Here is a 19275-nt window from a genome sequence, read left to right as displayed (position 1 = left end):
CGCCCCGCCGCTGAGTGGATCAGAGCCCGACGTCGGAGGCCTTGAGGAAGCCCGAGTCGATGAGCTTGGACTGCACGTCGTCCTTGACGACGACCTCAGGCGTCAGCAGGTACGACGGGACGACCTTCTTGCCGTTGTCGTAGGTCTTGGTGTCGTTCACCTCGACGGTCTTGCCGTCCTTGATCTCCTGGATCATGGTGAAGACGCGGTCACCCAGAGCGCGGGTGTCCTTCCAGACCGTCATGGCCTGCAGGCCCTCGAGGATCGCCTTGACGTTGGCCTTGTCGGCATCCTGACCCGTGATGATCGGGTAGTCCGCACCGGCGGTGTAGCCGGCCGACTTGAGGGATGCCTCGATGCCGATGGCGAGGCTGTCGTTGGGCGACAGGACGACGTTGACCTTCTTGCCGTCGCCGTAGAACGACGAGAGGCGGTTGTCCATCTCGGCCTGAGCCTTGTCGGACGCCCAGCCCTGGATGCCGATGCTGGCCCACGCGTCGTCGTTGGCGGGCGACTTGCCGCTGGGGACGACGAGCTGGCCCTTGTCGACGTACGGCTTCAGCACGTCCCAGGCCCCGGCGAAGAAGAACTTCGCGTTGTTGTCGTCGGGGCTGCCGGCGAAGGGCTCGAGGTTGAAGGGACCCTTGCCGTCCTTCAGGCCGAGCTGCTCCTCGATGAACTGGCCCTGGAGCGTGCCGACCTTGTAGTTGTCGAACGTGGCGTAGTAGTCGACGTTCTCGCTGCCGTTGATGAGACGGTCGTAGGCGATGACGGTGGCGTTCTGCGCCTTGGCCTCCTGCAGCACCGGGCCGAGCGTCGATCCGTCGATGGCCGCGATCACGAGGATCTTGGCACCGCCCGAGATCTGGTTCTGGATCTGGCTGATCTGCTGGTCGGTCTTGTTGTCGGCGTACTGCAGGTCGACGGTGCAGCCGGCGTCCTGGAGCTTCTTCTGGAGCTGCTCACCGTCGTTGATCCAGCGCTCGAGGCTGCGGGTCGGCATCGCGATACCGACGTTGCAGTCGCCGCTGCCCCCGGCGGCGTCTCCGCCGCCATCGGCGGGGCGCGTGGAGCTACAGGCTCCGAGGCCGACGGCGAGTGCCGCGATGGCCGCACCGGTCAGGATTTTCTTCAGCATTGTGATCTGCGTTCCTCTCTGAACTGCAGGGACCCCCGTGGTCCGCACCCGCCGCCCTCCCCGGCGTCGGATCGGGTACGTCCTCGTCCCGGCTTCCTGGTTCCGTCGTAATTATGACGGCTCCGTGAACATATCCCCGGGCATGCGCGTTTGTCCAGAGTCCCGGGAGCGTCGAAATGCAACGAACGCGTAACGGAACGTCGGTTCGCGGCTCGCCCGCGCACCGCGCGGGCGCCGGAGGACGCGGGATTCAGCGCACGTCGCGGTCGGTGCCCGACCACAGTTCGCCGCACTCGACGGCCTCGGCCCCGTGCGCGCGAAGATACGGTCGCGCGCCGATGTCGCCCGTCGCCGCGGCGGCCAGCGCGGACCAGTGCCCGCGCCCGATGAGCACGGGGTGGCCTGGTTCTCCGCGGTAGTCCGCCGAGGCGAGTGCGTCGGGAGCCGCCCGCTCGGCGAGCCGCGAGACCGCCGCGGCGGGAAGCTCAGGAGTGTCGACGGGAATGACCACGACAGCGGGGGCGGGGAGGGATGCCGCGGCCTCCAGTCCCGCACGGAGCGACGCAGCGACACCCTCGGACCAGCGGTCGGTCCGGACGATCCGCGCACCGGGAGGGACGAGCGGCGACGCCTCGTCCGCGCCCGCGCCGAGCACGACGATCACCGGCTCGCAGCCTCCGGCGCGGAGCGCCGCGACGGCCTTCGCGACCCACGGCGTGCCGTCGGCATCCCGGGCGAGCGCCTTGGGGCCGCCGAACCGGCGACCGGCTCCGGCGGCCAGGACGAGCCCCGCCGGGCGGCCCGACCGGGTGTCGAACGGGGCCTCGGGACGCATGGTCACGACAGCGTAGCGTGCGCGAAACACGGCGCGGATACGGTCGCCCACATGCTCGAACTGGCCGCCGACCTGCTGCCCCTGCTGGAGGCGGGGGTCCCCGTGGCCGCGGTCACGATCACCCGGGTCGTGCGCAGCGCACCGCGCGGGGTGGGCGCGACGCTCGCGGTGACCGCGGACGCCCGCGTCATCGGTTCGCTCTCCGGCGGCTGTGTCGAGGGTGACGCCGTGATGCTCGGCCTCGATGCGCTCCGCTCGGCCGAGGTCCGTCGCGGCAGCTTCGGTTTCACGGGTCCCGACGACGCGATCGTCGCGGCGGGCCTGGCCTGCGGCGGAGCGATCGAGGTGGTCGCCTACCCCGTCGACGGCGCCGCCCCCGGCGTGCGCGACGCGTTGCGGCGCGCCGCCGCCGGACGCGAGAGCGCGATCGACCTCGACCTCGGCGACGGCACCGTCCTCGCACTGCGCCGGCGGTCGCGGCCCCGGCTCATCGTGCTCGGGGCCGGTGAGCACGCGGCCGCCCTGTGTCGCGTGGGAGCCGCCGCCGGGTTCGCCGTGACCGTGTGCGATCCCTGGGCACTGCTGGTGACGCGGGAGCGCTTCCCGGAGGCATCCGATCTGGTCGTCGCCGCCCCGCACGACTACCTCGCGTCCCTGGAGGCACCCGACGAGCGCACCGCGGTGTGCGTGCTGACCCACGACGAGCGCCTCGACGTCCCCGCCATCCGGACGGCGCTGCGTCTCCCCGTCGGCTTCGTCGGCGCGATGGGGTCGCGGGCGACCGTGGCGCGCCGGGCGGCGCTGCTGACCCAGGCGGGGGTGACGGATGCCGAGCTCGGCCGGCTGCATTCCCCGCTGGGCCTCGACCTCGGGGCGGAGACCCCGGAGGAGACCGCCCTGGCGGTGATCGCCGAGATCGTCGCGGCGCGTCGCGGCGCGAGCGCTCTTCCCCTCCGGGCGACCGGCGGCCCCCTCCACGCGGACGCCGTGGCCGGCTGCACGGTCCCGACCCCGGTGACGGTCCGATGACGGCGCTCGTGATCCGCGACGCCGTCGCGGTCGTCGAGACCGAAGGGCGCGTGCGCACCGGAGACGTCGTGACCGTGGACGGCGTCGTCGTCGACTCCCCCGCTCCGGCGGACGCGACGGTGATCGATGCGAGCGGCTGCGTCGTGACGGCCGGCCTCGTGAACGCCCACCACCACCTGCTGCAGACGGCGTTCCGGACGCTGCCCGGCACCCGTGGCATCCCGATGCGCGACTGGCTGCCCGCGATGGCGAGCGCCTACACCGCGGCCGGCGTCGACCCCGAGCTCACTGGCATCGCGGCGCGCGCGGGGCTCGCCGAAGCGCTGCTGAGCGGCGTGACCACGGTCGCCGATCACCACCTCACCTGGCCCTCGGGTGCCGACACGGTCGGCATGGCGCGGGCGGCCGCGGCCGCCGCCGCCGACCTCGGCGCGCGGCTCGCGTTCGTCCGCGGCGCGGCGCGGGACGATCCGCAGGAGGCCGCGCTGTCGGCCGAGACGATCGCCGCGGCCCTCGTCGACGACTGCCCGGGCGGCGTCAGCGCGGACGGGATGCTGCAGGTCGCCATCGGACCCGCGGGCGTGCACAGCGACCCGCGCGAGACGTTCACGCTGATGGCCGAGGTCGCCGCGCGCCGTGGGCTCCGCCGGCGCACCCAGGCGAACGAGGTCGTCGACGTCGAGATCGCGCTCGACCGCTACGGCCGCCGCCCCCTCGACCTCCTCGAGGACTGGGGGTGGCTGGCCCCCGATGTCACCCTCGCCCACCTGTGCGCGGTCACCGACGACGAGATCGCCCGGATCGCCGCCGCGGGGGTCACGGCGACCCACGCCCCCGGATGCGACGTGCCGATGGGCTGGGGCGTCGCGCCGGTCGCGAAGCTCCGGGACGCCGGCATCCCGGTCGGCCTCGGAACCAGCGGCGGCGGCAGCAACGACGCCGGCCACCTGCTCGCCGACGCGCGTCTCGCGATGCAGGTCTCGGCTCTCGTGGGGCCGCAGCTGGCGGCATCCACGGTCCTCGCGATGGCCACCGCCGGATCCGCCGACGGGCTCGGGCGCCCCGAACTCGGACGGCTCACGCCGGGGTCGGCCGCCGACCTGTGCCTGTGGGACGTGTCGGGGGTCGCGGACGCCGGGGTCGCCGACCGCGTCGCGGGACTGCTCTGGGCCTCGCCCGGTCGCCGCCCGCGCGCGGTCGTGGTCGCGGGCCGCGTCGTCGTGGACGAGGGATGCCTCGTCACCGTCGACGAGAGCGAGATCACCGCGCGATTGTTCGAGAGGGTGGGACGATGACCACCATGGCTCCCGCGATCCCCGCCGACGATCCCGCCACCGGTGACGAGCGCCTCGGGGCGCACCTGCGGGGCCTGCGCAAAGCGCGCGGGTTGACGCTGACGCAACTGGCCGAGGCGGCGGCTCTGTCGCATCCGTTCCTCAGCCAACTCGAGCGCGGCCTCGCGCGCCCCAGCATGGCGAGCCTCGAGCGGCTCGCGCGGGCCCTCGGCACGAGCCGGGTCGAACTCATCGCCGCGTCCGAGCCTCCGCGCCCCGACGAGAGCGCCCACCCCACGTTCGTGCGGGCGAACGAGGGACTCGTCGGCCCGTACGCCGAGGGCAGCGCGCGGATGCTCGCCGAGGGCCCGCGCCGCTTCGAGCCCATGGAGTTCACCGGCGCGAACCCCGAGCCCGGCGACCACTACGTCCACGAGGAGGACGAGTTCCTCACCGTGCTCGAGGGCTCGATCGTCATCTCGCTCGGCCCGTTCGGCGAGACGACGCTCGCGGTGGGCGACTCGGTCTACTGCCGGTCGGGCACCCCCCACCGCTGGCATTCGCCCGGCGGGGCGCCCTACCGACTGCTGATCGTGAAGGAACTGGTGCACGGCGCCCCCGACCCCGGCGAAGGAGACACATGAGCGGCGGTCTGACATTCGAGGCGATCGTGCGCGAGCGGCGCGAGGCGGCGGACGGTGTCGTCGTCCTCGACCTCGAGCGGCCGGGCGGCGTGCTGCCGCACTGGTCGCCGGGCGCGCACATCGACGTCGTGCTGCCCGGCGGGGTCGAGCGCCAGTACTCGCTGTGCGGGTCGCCGAGCGAGCGCGGCACCTGGCGGATCGGTGTGCTGCGCGAGCGCGAGGGCTCCGTGTGGCTGCACGAGAACGCCCACCCCGGCACCCCGCTGCGTGTGCGCGGACCCGCCAACCACTTCCTCTTCGCGCCGACCGCCGGTCGCTCCTACGTCTTCGTCGCGGGTGGCATCGGCATCACGCCGATCGTCCCGATGATCGAGGCCGCCGAGACCGCGGGCGCCGCGTGGACACTGCTGTACGCCGGAAGGTCGCGGAAGACGATGGCGTTCGCCACCGAACTGACCGAGCTCTATGGCGACCGCGTGGAGGTGTTCGCCGCCGACGAGGGCCGCCGCCTCGACCTGGACGCGCGCCTGGGCACCCCGGCATCCCGGACCGTCGTCTACGCGTGCGGGCCCGCCCGCCTGTTGGATTCCCTGAATGCCGCGATGTCGGGCTGGCCGCGCGGAAGCCTCCACGTCGAGCGGTTCGAGGCGAAGGTGCTCGGCCCGCCGGTGTGGACCGAGCCGTTCGAGGTCGACCTCATGATGTCGGGGCTGACGGTCGTGGTCCCGCCGGAGAAGTCGATCCTCGAGGTCGTCGAGGAGTACGGCGCGGTCGTGCCCTCGAGTTGTCGCGTCGGCACCTGCGGCACGTGCGAGGTGCCGGTGATCGACGGCGACGTGGAGCATCGCGACTCGGTGCTGTCGCCCGAGGAGCAGGAAGCCAACCGCACCATGATGCTGTGCGTCTCGCGCGCGGCGTGCCCGCGCATCACGCTGGAGCTGTAGCCGCCTCGGCACGATCTCAGCGATTCACGCAGCCTCAGTCCCGCACGGCTCCCTCGAACGGAGCCTGCGCGGATCGCGGAGGGGACGCGACGCGCGCCGCGAGCCGGGGCGTCGCCACCGCGGCGACGACGAGTGGAAGTGCCAGGAACGCCGCCGCCGCGGCCGGGACGGCCGGCCACGTCGACAGGGCCCCCGAGACGAGGTTGCCGCCGAGCACCGCGACTCCGCCGCACGTCGCGAGCAGCCCGAAGAACGAGCCGGTGGGGAGGGCGGCGGCGAACCGCGGGACGAGCGCGAGGGCGGTGGGATTCGCGAGCATGTGCCCCGCCGCGATCAGCCCCGCCGAGACGAAGACCGCCGAGACGACCGCGGCGTCACCGGTCGCCGCGGTCGCGCCCACGGCCAGGACGCCGAAACCCGTCGCCGACAGGGCGTACCCGGTGCGCAGCGCCACGGCCGCCCCCACGCGCCCGGCCCACCGCGACAGCGGCAACTGCAGCGCGAGGGTGAGCACCGACACGCTCGCGAACATCAGCGCCGTGGCGGCCGCGGCATCCGTCGTCCGGGCGAGGTGGAGCGGCAGGGCGAGGTAGAGCTGGTTGTAGGCGAGGAGATCGGCGGCGTGGACCACCGAGAATCCGACGAAGCGCCGGTCGCGGAGCGACCGCCACGCTCCCCCACGGGTCCGCGCGGTGCGCCGGCCGGGGCCGGGCGGAAGCGCCACCCGGAGGAAGAGCCCGATCGCCGTGAACAACGCGGCGCCCGACAGCGCGACGACCACGAAGCCCGACCCCAGGAGCGCGGCGCCGACGAGCGGACCGATCACGGCACCGAGCTCGCCCGTGACGCTCAGCCACGCGAACAGCGACGCCCGCGAACGGCCGCCGGCGTCGGGGCGGCGGGCCTCGGCATCCGCGATCAGGACGTTCAGGCCCGGCGAGAAGAGCGCGCCGCCGAGCCCCGTGAGCACGGTCCCCACGACGAACAGGGGCAGAGCCGGGGTCGGGGCGAGCAGAGCAGCGGCGAGGGTGGCGAACCCCGCGACGCGCATGGCGCAGCCGAGCAGGATGACGCGCCGCGCGCCGAATCGGTCGGCGAGCACCCCGCCCACGAGGAACAGACCCTGCTGCGCGAAGGTGCGGATGCCGAGCACCAGGCCGACCGCGAGGGCCGTGAGCCCGAAGTCGCGCGTCAGGACGAGCGCGAGGAACGGGACCACGGCGTAGAAGCCCACGTTGAACAGCAGCTGCGTCCCCAGCAGCACGGGGGTGCGGGTCGGGGGGATTCGCACAGGACTCCTTGGTTCTGATAATCATTATCAGCATGCCTGATCGTCCCCCGCTCCCCTCGGTGCTCATCGACGCGCCCGTCGTCGCGCTCGCCGGCGCCGACGTACGGGGGCGGGACGGACGCGTCCTCCTGCGCGTCGACGACCTCACCATCCGCGCCGGCGACCGGATCGCCGTGACCGGACCCTCGGGCGCGGGCAAGACCCTGCTGCTGCGGGCGCTCTCGGGAAGGCTCCCCGCCGGACTCACGCTCATTGGTCGGCGGGATGCCGTCGCCCCGCGCGTCGCGATCGTCCCACAGCGCGGCCTCGACGCCCTGCACCCGCTCGTCCCTCTCGCGCGACAGCTCCGCGCCGTCACCCGCGCCCCGCGGGAACGCATCGCCGCGGTGCTGGCGGCGGTCGGTCTCGGGGACACCGGGGCGGCGCGCCGACGCCCGGCCGAGCTGTCGGGCGGGCAGGCGCAGCGTGCGGCCCTCGCGCTCGCGGTGCTCTCGGACGCCCCGCTCGTGCTCGCGGACGAACCCACGAGCGCCCTCGACCACGAGACACGGGACCGCGTGCTCGACGTGCTCGCCGCGGTGATCGGGCCCGCGCAGGCGCTCGTGGTGACGACGCACGACGAGGCCGTGGCCGCGCGGCTCGGCGCCGGCCGCCTCCGTGTGGTCGACGGCACGGTGATCGCCTCGTGAGCACCCTCGTCGTCGACCGCGTCACCGCCGCCCACGGGCGCCGCGTCGCGCTCGCCCCCACGTCCTTCGCGGTCGCGAGCGGATCCTCGCTCGCGATCGTCGGACGCTCGGGGGCCGGGAAGACCACGCTCGCCGAAGTGGTCCTGGGCCTGCGGCGACCGGCATCCGGATCGATCACCGTCGCCGGCCGTCCCTGGCCCGCTGCCCGCGCCTCGCGCCACCTCGTGCAGGGTGTGCCGCAGGATGCCGCCGCGGCCTTCGTCCCGCGCTGGAGCCTGCGCCGCTCGATCGCCGATGCGGTGCAGCGCCTGACCGACGGCCGCGATCTCGACGCGCGGATCCGCCGCGCCGCCTCTCTCGCCGACCTCGATCCGGCGCTCCTCGACCGCCGCCCCGCCGAGGTCTCGGGCGGCCAGGCGCAGCGCGCCGCGATCGCGCGCGCCCTCGCCGTCGACCCCGTCGTCCTGATCGCCGACGAACCCACCAGCGCGCTCGACCCCGAACGCACGGCATCCGTGTCTCAGGCGCTCGTCGACCTCGCCCGCTCCACGGGCACCGCGCTGCTGCTCGTGACCCACGACCCCGCCGTCGCCGCGCGCTGCGACGACAGCCTCGCCCTCGCCGCGCCGACGGCGTGACCGCGCTGCCCCCGCAGCGCCCCTCCCCCACAAAGTAAGGAACCACCATGACGGCTCTGTCACGCCGCCTCCTCGCGCTCGCGCTCGCCTCGGCCGCCGTGCCGCTGCTGAGCGGATGCTTCTCGCCCGGCACCACGGCCGCCCCCGACGGCGACGACCAGCGCATCTCGGTCGCCATGATGCAGCCCCCCAGGTCGGGGCTGAACCCGCTCAGCGACGACGCGTTCAAGCTGTCGCGCTGGTCGACGGCCGAGACGCTCGTGACGCTCGACTCCGACGGCACGCCCGAGCCCCTGCTCGCGACCGGATGGGAGCAGGTGGATGCCACCACCTGGCGCTTCGACGTGCGTTCGGGCGTCACCTTCCACAACGGCGACCCGCTGACCGCCGACGCCGTGGCGAACTCGCTGCAGCACGCGATCGACGCCACCCCGAAGCCGCGGATCCTCAACGGCGTCGACATGCACGTCGTCGTCGACGGCGACGCGGTCGTGGTGACCACGGGAGCGCCCGACCCGCTGCTGCCGAACCGCCTGTCGAGCCCGCAGCTGGCGGTGTTCGCCGACGACGCCTACACCGCCACCGGGGTCAGCCCCGTGGGCACCGGCACCGGACCCTTCGTCATCACCGCGGTCGACGGGATCGTCGGCGCCACCCTCGACCGCTACGACGGCTACTGGGGAGAGAAGGCGCTCGCGGCCGGCATCGACGCCCGGTTCGTGCCCGACGGCACGGCGCGGGCCGCCGCCCTGCGCACCGGCGACGCCGACATCGTCGAGGCCATCCCCGCGGGGCAGACCGCGACGATCGACGCGAGCCTGCTGCACGAGGTCGCCATGCCGCGCACCAACACGCTGTACCTGAACACCGCGTCGGGGCCGTTCGCCGATCCCGCCGTCCGTGCCGCGGCGCGCGCCGCGGTGGACCGCGCCGCGATCGTCTCGTCGGTGTACGAGGGACGCGCCGACGTCGCCGAGGGACTGCTCGGTCCCGCGCTCCCCTGGGCCGCGGACCTGCGTGAGGACGCGGCCTACCGTGCGCTCGTCGACACGCGCCCGGCCGCGGCGGCGGCGTCCGGCATCCCGATCACGCTCGGCACCTTCACCGACCGCGCCGAGCTGCCCGAGGTCGCCGTCGTGCTGGAGCAGCAGCTCGAGGCCGCCGGGTTCGTCGTGCAGCAGGACGTGCGCGAGTACCAGTTCATCGAAGCCGACGCCCTCGACGGCAGGTTCGACGCGTTCATCCTGTCGCGGGCGACCGTGCTCGACTCCGGCGACCCGGTGGCCTACCTCGCCTCGGACTTCACCTGCGGCGGGGGATTCTCGATCGCACAGCTGTGCTCCCCCGACGTCGACGCGGCGGTCGCGTTCGCCTCGACCACCGCCGCCGGCGCCGACCGCCGCAGCGCCACGATGGCCGCCGAGGCACGGGTGCTCGCGACGGATGCCGCGGTGCCGCTGCTGCACGAGCGCGTGGTGCAGGGCGAGTCGACGTCGGTCGTCGACGCCGCCCGCGATCCGCGCGAGCGTCAGCTGGTGACCGCGAGAACCCGCATCGCGGACTGACGACCGTGCGCCACAGCCACGTCGCCGGGCTCGTCTCGCGGACGCTGAGCGGGATCGCGCTGCTGACGGTCGCCGGGGCACTGCCCTGGCTGTCGCAGCGCGACCCCGCGGCATCCATCCTGCGCGCCCGCTACGCCGAGCTCGAACCCACCCCCGACGCGCTGGACGCCGTCCGCGCCGAGCTCGGACTCGAAGGCGGACCGCTCGCGACGAGCCTGCGCTGGTGGTCGCACGCCCTGCGGGGCGACCTCGGTCGCTCGTGGGTGAGCGGCGGCGAGGTCGGCCCCGGGGTCTGGCACGCCCTCGGGGTGTCGCTGACGCTCACCGGCTTCGCGATGGCGGTGGCGCTGGCCGTGGCGGCGGGGCTCGTCGCTCCCGCGGTGACCCGGATCGCGCGGGACCGTCCGCCCCGCGGCTCCGGCCCCGTGGGCGTGGCGCTCACGGCCCTGCCCGAGTTCCTGCTCGCCAGCGTCGTGCTGGTCGTGGTCGCCGTGCAGCTGCGATGGCTGCCGCCGTACGGCTGGAGCGGGCTGGACACCGCCGTGCTCCCGGCACTCGCGCTCGGCATCCCCGCGGGCGGTCTGCTCGGGCGGCTGTTCGCCGACGCGCTGGGCGGTGTCGGCGAGGAGCGGTGGGTGGAGGTCTGGCGACTCGCGGGCGCGCGCCGGCGGGTGCTCGTCGGCGGCGTGCTCCGACGGGCGGGCGCGGCGGTGGTCGACCAGGCCGGGCTCGTCGTCATCGGGCTGCTGGGCGGCGCCGTCGCCGTCGAGCAGGTGTTCGCCATTCCGGGACTCGGTCGCTACCTGCTGGGCGCGGCGAACGCGCAGGATCTGCCCGCGCTGCAGGCCGGAGTGCTGCTGATGGCCCTCGCGGCGATCGTCGTGGGACTGCTCACCGGCGCCGCGCGGCGAGCCCTCCGCGGCGGACCGCTCCCCGCGGGCGCGCTCCCGTCGCCGCCGGAGCCGCGCGGCGACGGCCGCGCCGCCCGGGTCACGGTGGCGGTGGCCCTCGGCATCCTGGCCCTGCTCTTCGCGACGGGATTGCCGCGCGATCCGTACGCGCTCGCCTCCCCGCGGCTGAGCCCGCCGAGCCTCGCGCTGCCGTTCGGGGCCGACGCCAGCGGCCGCGACCTGCTCGGACGCGTCGCCCACGGCACGGTCGGCACGCTGCTGCCGGCGTTCGTGATCGTCGCCCTCGCGATCGTCGTGGCCCTGCTGCTCGCAGTCGCCGGCGAGATCGCGCGGGGTCCGGCCGAAATCGCCAACGCCACGCCGCCGATCCTGGCGGGCGTGATCGTCGCGGCCCTGTGGGGTCCGTCCGTGGGAGGAGCCGCGCTCGCGGTGCTGTGGGTGACGTGGCCGCCGTTGACGACGCACGCCGCCGCGCTGATCGACGAAGCCCTCGCCGCCCCGCACGTGAAGTGGATGCCGCTGTCGGGCGCGTCCCGCGCGGAGATCTGGCTGCGGCACGTGCTTCCCGCGACGCTCGGCCCGCTCGTGCGCCACGGCATGCTGCGACTGCCCGGCGTCGCCCTCGCGCTGGCAGCCCTCGGGTTCCTCGGTCTCGGCGCGCAGCCGCCGCAGCCGGAGTGGGGCCTGCTGCTGTCGGAGGGCATCGACTACGTCGAACGCGCGCCCTGGACGACCCTCGCCCCGGCCCTCGCGCTCGTGACGACGTCGGTGCTCGCCGTGGCGGCGGCGGGGCTGCGCCCGCGGCGGCGGGTACGGGCACGGGCGGATGCCGACCGGGAGAACGCCGAGAGCCACGACCGGACGCTCACCGGCGTCGCGGGAGCGCCTCTAGATTGAGGCGCATGGGGATGCGACGGGGGTTCGTCCGCGCGGCCGGGATCACCGGGGGCGCCGCGCTGACGCTGGCGCTCGCGTCGTGCTCGCTCGACACGATCATCTGGGGGCCGGACGGCGCCGCGGTCATCGACACGACCAACCGGGTGATCGCCGCGGCGAGCGCCGGTGACGCGACGGCCCTGGTCTGCGCGGGCGCCGCACCCGAGATGGGCGCCCCCGAGGACTGGACCGGCCTCGCCGCCGAGGAGCCGGAGCGGCTCGTCGGCGATCACTGGCCCGACCAGGCCGCTCTGGATGCCGCGTGGAGCATCAACGTGTCACTCCCGGTCGACCGCGTCACCGGGGGCACGAACGCCCCCGGCGACCTGTTCTTCCGCGACACCGACGACGGGTTGTGCCTGGTCGACGTGGCCTGGTCGACGGTGGAGTTCGAGGGCTGACGCCGAGGACCCTGCCCGCGCGCGCTCAGCGATCCGCGCAGGCTCAGCGATCCGCGCACGCTCAGCCGGAAAGGTCGCGAACGCGCTGAGGGAGCGCGGATCGCGGAGGTTGCGCGGCGCGAACGCGCCGCCGACGCCGATCACAGACCGGCGGCCGGCGCGTCCCGCCGCAGGTTTGTCACGAGGGTCACGAGCGGGAAATACGGCGGAAACGACCGGTTCCTAGCATCGGAAACAGCCCGGATGTTGGTCACACCAACACTGGAGAGCCGCTCCCGACGGCGCCCGCCTCGACGAAGTGGCATCCTCACCCTCATCCTCCGGAGGTCCTCGTGTCCGCCGCTCCACCCGTCTCGATCACCGCGATCCACAACGCGCGGCTGGCGTCCGGCGCGCTCGTGGACATCGCGATCGACGGCGAGACGGTCGTCGCGGTGGTCCCGGCGGGGACGCCGTTGCCCGAGACCGGCGGCGAGACACTCGACCTCGCCGGCTACGTCGTCACGGCGGCCGGCGCCGAGCCCCACGGGCACCTCGACAAGTCGCAGTCCTGGGATGCCATCCAGCCCCCGTTCGGCGACCTCGTCCGCGCCATCGAGAGCTGGCAGGCCTTCGCCCAGACGCTCGACGAGGACGAGACGCTCGACCGGGCCCGCTCCACGGCGTTGCGGATGCTGGCATCCGGGATCACCGCCGTCCGGACGCACGTCGACCTGCTGCACGGCGCCGACGCGCTGATCGGCGTCCGCGCCCTCGTCCGGCTGCGGGAGGAACTGCGCGGCCTCATGGACATCGAGCTCGTCGCGCTCGGCGGACCGACCGTCCCCGACGCGGTGTTCGACGCGGCCCTCGACGCGGGCGTCGACCTCGTCGGCGGAGCGCCGCATCTCGCGGACGACCCGATCGCCGACCTCGACCGCCTCATCGCGATCGCCCGGCGCCGCGACGTCGGCCTCGACCTGCACACCGACGAGAGCCTCGCCGGTGCCGACACCCTCGCCGCCTACGCCGCCGCCGTCACCGGCTGGCACCGCCCCCGCACCGCCGGGCACTGCGTACGCCTGAGCATGATGCCGACCGAAGACCTCGCTGCCCTCGCCGACGACGTGCGCGCCGCCGACATCGGCATCATCGCCCTCCCCATCACCAACCTGTACCTGCAAGGGTGGGATGCCGACCACGCGGTGCCCCGCGGGATCGCGCCGATCGGCCGCCTCAAGGCCGCCGGCGTCCGCGTCGCCGCCGGCGCCGACAACGTGCGCGACCCCTTCAACCCCGTGGGCCGCTGCGATCACCTCGAGACCGCCTCCCTCCTCGTCGCCGCGGGGCACCTGGCCCCCGAGGACGCCGTGGACGCCGTCACGACGGGCGCCCGCGACGTCATGGGGTTGCCGTTCGCCGGTCCCGTCGCCGGGGCCCGCGCCGACCTCGTCGCCGTCCGCGCCGCCTCGCTCGGCGAGACCGTCGCATTCGCCTCCGCCGACCGCGTGGTCCTCCACCGCGGCCGCGTCGTCGCCCGCACCACGGTCGCGACGCGCATCGCCGCGCCCTCCGCCCCCACCCCGACAACCGCACCGCCCGCCGACGCACCCGCACCGGCGCTTCCGACCCTCGTCCCGACCGGAAAGTGAGCGCTCCGTGACCCTCGCCTCCCCTTCCCCGGCAGCGACCCTCGCGGGCCCGACCCCGCCGCTGCTGGACTTCCGGAACGTCGCCATGACGTTCCCCAACGGCACCACCGCCCTCTCGGGCGTCGACCTCGTCGTCGAGCGCGGCGAGTTCGTCAGCGTCGTCGGCCCCTCGGGCTGCGGCAAGTCGACGCTGCTGCGCATCGCCTCGGGCCTCGAGTCCGCGAGCGAAGGCACCGCGACGGTCAACACCGACCGGATCGGCTACGTCTTCCAGGACGCCACGCTCCTGCCCTGGCGCGACGTGCAGTCCAACGTGGAGCTCCTCGCCGAGCTGAACTGGCAGCCCAAGCGCGTCCGCACCCCGAAGGCGCAGTGGGCGATCGACCTCGTCGGACTCAACGGCTTCGAGAAGCACCTGCCCAAGCAGATGTCGGGTGGCATGAAGATGCGCGCGTCCCTCGCCCGCTCCCTCACGCTCGACCCCGAACTGTTCCTCTTCGACGAGCCGTTCGGCGCGCTCGACGAGATCACCCGCGAGCGCCTGAACGACGAGCTGCTGAAGATCTTCGTCGAGCAAAAGTTCGGTGGGCTCTTCATCACGCACTCGGTCTCCGAAGCGGTCTACCTCTCCACCAAGGTCGTCGTGATGTCGGGTCGCCCCGGCCACCTCGTCGACACCTTCGAGGTCCCCTTCGACATGCCGCGCGACCCCGAGATCCGCTACACGGGCGAGTTCGCGAAGCTCGTCGGCGAGGTCTCCCACGCCCTCCGGGAAGGACACTCATGAGCACCACGTCTGCAGAGCCGGTCGTCTCCGAGACGTCCGAGCCCACGGCATCCGCCCCCGTTCCCCCCTCCTCCGACACGGCGCCCCGGGCTCCGCGCGGACGTGGGCCGGCGGGTCGCTGGGTGCTCCTCGCCCTCCCGCCGCTCGGCGTCCTCGCCGTGCTCGTGGGCATCTGGTACGTCATCTCGGGCGTCCTCACCGCGACCGGCAAGGGCTTCCTGCTGCCCATGCCGCACGAGATGTTCACGAAGGGCTTCTTCGACCCGCAGGTCAGCGCCGACATCTGGACGGCTCTGTTCCGCACCACGGGCGTCGCCCTCACCGGCCTCGCGATCGCGATGGTGATCGGCATCGGCTGGGCCATCGCGATGTCGATGGCGCGCTGGGTCGAGCGCAGCACGTACGCCTACGCGGTGATCCTGCAGTGCATCCCGATCCTCGCCCTCGTGCCGCTCGTGGGCTTCTGGTTCGGATACGAGTTCCTCGCCCGCGTCATCGTCTGCGTCCTGATCGCGCTCTTCCCCATGGTCTCGAACACCCTGTTCGGGCTCCAGTCGGTCGACAAGTCGCAGCGCGAACTGTTCCGGCTGCAGAAGGCCAACAAGTGGACGGTGCTCACGAAGCTCACCCTCCCCGCCGCGCTCCCCTCGATCTTCGTCGGCATGCGCACCTCGGCCGGGCTCTCGGTCATCGGCGCGATCGTCGGCGACTACTTCTTCCGCCGCGGCGAGCCGGGCATCGGCTCCCTCATCTCCAACTACCAGTCGCGCCTGCAGAGCGCCGAGCTGTTCGCCGCGATCCTCGCGGCCTGCCTCCTCGGCGTCGCGATCTTCGCCCTCTTCGGCTGGCTGTCGAAGGTCGCCGTCGGCCGCTGGTACGAATCGGCGCGCTGACCCCGCCCGTCCCGACCCGACTCTCCACCGCACACAGACACCGGATGCCACGGCACCGCGCCCTCGGGCGTGCCCGCGGCCGTGGCATCCGACCCCTCCTGCACCACCTTCCGTACCCGAGAGTTCCACCCGTCACAGAAAGCGAAACAGCATGAAGCGCAGCACCCTCCTTCGCGGCACCGCCGTCACCGGCGCGTTCGCGATCGCCCTCACGCTCACCTCGTGCGCCGGCAGCGCCGCGGAGTCGGCTCCCAGCAGCTCCGACCTCGCCATCGGCTCGGTCGACCTGTCGGCCGACTGCCCCGCGACGATCGTCGTCCAGACCGACTGGAACCCCGAGGCGGAGCACGGTCACCTCTACGAGATGATCAAGGACGACTACACGATCGACGCCAACACCAAGGCCGTCACCGGTCCCCTGAAGGTGGACGGCGAGTACACCGGCGTCAACCTCGAGATCCGCGCCGGCGGTCCCGCGATCGGCTTCCAGACCGTGTCGGCCCAGATGTACCAGGACGACAAGATCACCCTCGGCTACGTGAGCACCGACGAGGCCATCCAGCTCTCCGGCACGACGCCCACCAAGGCCGTCATGGCGCCGCTGGACATCAGCCCCACCATGGTCATGTGGGACCCCACGACCTACCCGGACGTCAAGACCATCCAGGACGTCAAGCCCGCCCTCGAGGCGAACAAGGGCGTGTGGCGCTACTTCGACGGTTCGGCCTACATCGAGTACCTCAAGAGCGCGGGCCTCGCCAGCGCCGACATCCTGGACGGTTCGTACGACGGCACCCCGTCGAACTTCGTCGCCGCCGGCGGCAAGGACATGCAACAGGGCTTCGCGTCGGCTGAGCCGTACGTGTACCAGAACGAGGTCTCGGCCTGGGGCAAGCCGGTGAAGTTCGCCCTCATCCACGACTCGGGATGGCAGACCTACCAGTCGTCCATGTCGGTCAAGGCCGCGGACTTCGACAAGCTGAGCCCCTGCCTCACCAAGCTCGTCCCCGTGCTGCAGAAGGCGGGTGTGGCGTACTACAAGGACCCGAAGGCCGCCAACGACCTCATCCTGAAGCTCGTCGAGGAGTACAACACCGGCTGGACGTACACGCAGGGCGTGGCCGACTACTCGGTCAAGACGCAGGTCGACCTCGGCCTCGTCGGCGACGGCCCCGACTCCACCTACGGCAACTTCGACGACGCCCGCTTCGCGGACTTCTTCGAGAAGGCCAGCAAGGTCTACACCGACCTCGGCACCCCGCCGGCGGCCGGCTACACCGCCAAGGACCTGTACACGAACGAGTTCATCGACACCTCGATCTCGTTCTGACCGGCCCGGCCCGGCCCGCCTCGCGCGGGCCGGGCCCTCGCGGGTCCGGTCCCCGAATCGCAGACCCGGTTCGCCGAGACTGCATCCGCCTGACAACTCCACTGCAACCTGCAATGCGGATGTCAGTCCACTGCAGTCTCAGCGATCGAAGCACCTCGCCGCCGGACCACGGCGCCCGACACCTGGCATCCACCCCACCCGCGTCACCCGGAGACACCCATGAGCGACACCGCCACCCGCGTCCTCTCCCTCGAGGACGACCTGCTCGACCTGCTCGGCCCCGCCGCCGTCAGCACCGAACCGCGTGTGCGCGAGCGCGCCAGCGTCGACGGGTCGCCGATGTCGCCGATCATCGCCGCCAAGCTCCCCCTGGGCCTCGCCGACCTCGTCGTCTTCCCGACGGATGCCGAGCAGATCGCGATCGCGGTCGCCGCGGCCGCGCGTCACGGCGTCCCCGTGACCGTGCGCGGCAAGGGCACCGGCAACTACGGCCAGGCCATCCCGATGCAGGGCGGCCTCGTCATCGACACCACCCGCGCCAAGGCGATCGTCGAGGTCGGCGACGGGTTCATCACCGCCGAGGCCGGAACCCCCATGGTGCTGCTCGAGCAGGCCGCGTGGGCCGCCGGCCAGGCGCTCTGGATGTACCCGTCGACCGCGCAGTCCACCCTCGGCGGCTTCCTCTCCGGCGGCTCCGGCGGCACCGGCTCCATCGAGCACGGCTCGAACGACCGCGGCTTCGTCGCCGCGCTCGACGTCGTGCACGCCGACGGCAGCGCCGACATCATCCACGTCGAGGGCGACGAGGCCCAGAAGTACGTGCACAACTACGGCACGGCGGGCGTCATCGTGCGCGCCACCGTCCGGCTCGAGCCGCTGCGCGAGTGGCGGGGTCTTTGGGCGAGCTTCCCCGACTTCTCCGGCACCCTGGCGGTGCTGCAGACCATCGGCAACCTCGACCCCACCCCGCGCCTGGTCTCGGGCGACGGGCCCGAGATCTCGGCATCCCTCCCCGCCGACGAAGCCATTCCGGAAGGCCGGTCGAGCCTGCGCGCGATCATCGACGCGTCGCTCATCGACACCGTCACCGCGATCGTCGAGGGCGCGGGCGGCCGCGTCGAGGCGGTCCGCGAGGGACCGCAGGCCAGCATCCGTCTGTCGATGCTGAGCTACAACCACCCGATCGAGTGGTACCAGAAGAGCCAGCCGCACGAGGTGTTCCACCTCGAGGTCGCGGGCAGCCCGCTGGCAGAGGACGTGGATGCCGTCGAGGCGGTCTTCGCCGGCGGAAAGCTCCACATCGAGTCGACCAAGCAGCACCCGATCGGCATGCTCGCCGCCCCCTACGTGAGCGAGGAGGACGTGTACCGCGGCATCGCCGAGCTCAACGCGATCGGCGTCGGCGTGCACAACCCGCACCAGTGGAACGTCGACTTCAACGTCGAGCAGACGGTCGAGACCGCGCGTTCGACCGACCCGCACGGGCTGCTGAACCCCGGCAAGCTCAACCCCGAGTACACCGGCGCACGCAAGGGAGCCATCCGATGAGCCGTTTTCTCGCCGAACTCAGCGGCCCCGCCGCCGCCGAGGCCCTCACCGACAAGTCGATCATCGTGCTGCCCACGGGCGCGATCGAGCACCACGGTCCGCACCTGCCCCTGGCGACGGATGCCATCGTCGCCGAAGCCTCCGCCACGGCCGCCGTCGCACGCGCCGCCGCGCAGGGCATCGACGTGTGGCAGCTGCCGACGCTGTCGATCACGAAGTCCGACGAGCACTCGTGGGCGCCGGGCACGCTGTGGCTCACGCCCGAGACGATGATGCAGACCATCGTCGACATCGGCCGCTCGCTGCTGACCACCCGGGCCCGCACGCTGGTGTTCCTCAACGGCCACGGCGGCAACGTCGCGCTGCTGAACGTCGCGAACAGGGAGCTGCGCCGACGCTTCGGCCTGCGCACGTTCTTCATGCCCGCCGCGCGCGTGCCCTCGTTCGACGGCACCGACGGCGGCCCCGACGAGCACGGCACCGGCATCCACGCGGGCCACGGCGAGACCAGCATGATCATGCACCTGCGCCCCGAGCTCGTGGACGCCACGAAATTCGAGGCCACGGTTCCGGCGCACATCGGCGACTTCCGGCACATCGGCTTCAACGGCAAGCCCGTGACCTTCGGGTGGCTGTCGAACGACTTCGGCCCCACCGGCGTGCTCGGCGACCCGACGGGCGCGAACGCCGCCCACGGCGCGCAGCTGTTCGAGGACAGCGTGTCCTTCGTCGTCGAGGCGCTCGAGGAGATCAGCCGATTCGACTACACCGCGTGACGGCGTCGCGAGCTG

18 protein-coding genes are annotated in these 19275 nt (G+C 73.0%); 15 read left to right on the top strand and 3 right to left on the bottom strand.

Going from position 1 to position 19275, the window contains the following annotated elements; genetic code table 11:
• Positions 1-19: 19 nt before the first annotated feature.
• Both chvE and BGO45_RS16755 read right to left on the bottom strand, forming a co-directional pair.
• Positions 20-1138 (bottom strand): multiple monosaccharide ABC transporter substrate-binding protein, encoded by a 1119-nt coding sequence (chvE, locus tag BGO45_RS16760; RefSeq protein ID WP_076492237.1) that lies wholly within the window; start codon positions 1136-1138, stop codon positions 20-22.
• Between the two features lie 250 nt (positions 1139-1388).
• The gene (locus BGO45_RS16755; protein WP_292696441.1) at positions 1389-1973 is read right to left on the bottom strand and encodes a nucleotidyltransferase family protein; all 585 of its coding nucleotides are present in this window, start codon (positions 1971-1973) and stop codon (positions 1389-1391) included.
• 51 nt (positions 1974-2024) lie between these two features.
• Here BGO45_RS16755 and BGO45_RS16750 point away from each other — a divergent pair, with 51 nt between their 5' ends.
• Genes BGO45_RS16750 through BGO45_RS16735 form a run of 4 tightly spaced genes read left to right on the top strand, consistent with a single transcriptional unit; the run spans position 2025 to position 5864 of the window.
• A complete protein-coding gene (locus BGO45_RS16750; RefSeq protein ID WP_292696411.1) occupies positions 2025-3002 on the top strand; it encodes an XdhC family protein in 978 nt (325 codons plus the stop codon).
• A complete protein-coding gene (locus BGO45_RS16745; protein ID WP_292696409.1) occupies positions 2999-4297 on the top strand; it encodes an amidohydrolase family protein in 1299 nt (432 codons plus the stop codon). Before BGO45_RS16750 ends, BGO45_RS16745 begins: the two co-directional genes overlap by 4 nt.
• A complete protein-coding gene (locus BGO45_RS16740; RefSeq protein WP_292696408.1) occupies positions 4294-4920 on the top strand; it encodes a helix-turn-helix domain-containing protein in 627 nt (208 codons plus the stop codon). Before BGO45_RS16745 ends, BGO45_RS16740 begins: the two co-directional genes overlap by 4 nt.
• Positions 4917-5864 (top strand): PDR/VanB family oxidoreductase, encoded by a 948-nt coding sequence (locus BGO45_RS16735; RefSeq protein ID WP_292696406.1) that lies wholly within the window; start codon positions 4917-4919, stop codon positions 5862-5864. The genes BGO45_RS16740 and BGO45_RS16735 overlap by 4 nt, the downstream gene beginning before the upstream one ends.
• 34 nt (positions 5865-5898) lie before the next feature.
• Here BGO45_RS16735 and BGO45_RS16730 read toward each other — a convergent pair whose 3' ends face one another.
• A complete protein-coding gene (locus BGO45_RS16730) occupies positions 5899-7155 on the bottom strand; it encodes an MFS transporter (RefSeq protein WP_292696404.1) in 1257 nt (418 codons plus the stop codon).
• A 32-nt stretch (positions 7156-7187) separates the two neighbouring features.
• On the opposite strand from BGO45_RS16730, the gene BGO45_RS16725 reads away from it, so the two are divergent.
• The 11 genes from BGO45_RS16725 to BGO45_RS16675 all read left to right on the top strand — a co-directional run bounded on the left by BGO45_RS16725 (position 7188) and on the right by BGO45_RS16675 (position 19260).
• Positions 7188-7844, top strand: a complete 657-nt coding sequence (locus tag BGO45_RS16725; RefSeq protein WP_292696403.1) for an ATP-binding cassette domain-containing protein — start codon at positions 7188-7190, stop codon at positions 7842-7844.
• Entirely contained in the window at positions 7841-8482 is a 642-nt protein-coding gene (locus BGO45_RS16720; RefSeq protein ID WP_076492255.1) for an ATP-binding cassette domain-containing protein, read from the top strand. The genes BGO45_RS16725 and BGO45_RS16720 overlap by 4 nt, the downstream gene beginning before the upstream one ends.
• A gap of 47 nt (positions 8483-8529) precedes the next feature.
• On the top strand, positions 8530-10047 hold the full coding sequence (locus BGO45_RS16715; protein WP_292696400.1) for an ABC transporter substrate-binding protein: 1518 nt from the start codon (positions 8530-8532) through the stop codon (positions 10045-10047).
• Positions 10048-10052: 5 nt separating this feature from the next.
• Entirely contained in the window at positions 10053-11855 is a 1803-nt protein-coding gene (locus tag BGO45_RS16710) for an ABC transporter permease subunit (RefSeq protein ID WP_292696398.1), read from the top strand.
• 5 nt (positions 11856-11860) lie between these two features.
• Complete coding sequence (locus tag BGO45_RS16705; RefSeq protein ID WP_292696396.1) at positions 11861-12295, top strand: hypothetical protein; 435 nt, start codon at positions 11861-11863, stop codon at positions 12293-12295.
• A gap of 332 nt (positions 12296-12627) precedes the next feature.
• Complete coding sequence (locus tag BGO45_RS16700; protein ID WP_292696394.1) at positions 12628-13926, top strand: amidohydrolase family protein; 1299 nt, start codon at positions 12628-12630, stop codon at positions 13924-13926.
• A gap of 7 nt (positions 13927-13933) precedes the next feature.
• Positions 13934-14713: an ABC transporter ATP-binding protein gene (locus BGO45_RS16695; RefSeq protein WP_076492265.1), complete on the top strand. Its 780-nt coding sequence runs from the start codon at positions 13934-13936 to the stop codon at positions 14711-14713.
• Positions 14710-15606 carry an ABC transporter permease gene (locus BGO45_RS16690; RefSeq protein WP_292696392.1) on the top strand — a complete coding sequence of 299 codons (897 nt, stop codon included), beginning with the start codon at positions 14710-14712 and terminating at the stop codon, positions 15604-15606. Before BGO45_RS16695 ends, BGO45_RS16690 begins: the two co-directional genes overlap by 4 nt.
• Positions 15607-15757: 151 nt before the next feature.
• Positions 15758-16936 (top strand): nitrate ABC transporter substrate-binding protein, encoded by a 1179-nt coding sequence (locus BGO45_RS16685; RefSeq protein WP_076492270.1) that lies wholly within the window; start codon positions 15758-15760, stop codon positions 16934-16936.
• A 219-nt stretch (positions 16937-17155) separates the two neighbouring features.
• On the top strand, positions 17156-18484 hold the full coding sequence (locus tag BGO45_RS16680) for an FAD-binding oxidoreductase (RefSeq protein ID WP_292696387.1): 1329 nt from the start codon (positions 17156-17158) through the stop codon (positions 18482-18484).
• Positions 18481-19260, top strand: a complete 780-nt coding sequence (locus tag BGO45_RS16675; protein WP_292696386.1) for a creatininase family protein — start codon at positions 18481-18483, stop codon at positions 19258-19260. Before BGO45_RS16680 ends, BGO45_RS16675 begins: the two co-directional genes overlap by 4 nt.
• Positions 19261-19275 lie beyond the last annotated feature (15 nt).

The sequence above is a fragment of the Microbacterium sp. 71-36 genome, from assembly GCF_001898305.1.
In the GTDB taxonomy this organism is placed as follows: domain Bacteria; phylum Actinomycetota; class Actinomycetes; order Actinomycetales; family Microbacteriaceae; genus Microbacterium.
Note: the sequence above shows the minus strand (reverse complement) of the source record. Positions and strands in the feature narration are given on the sequence as shown.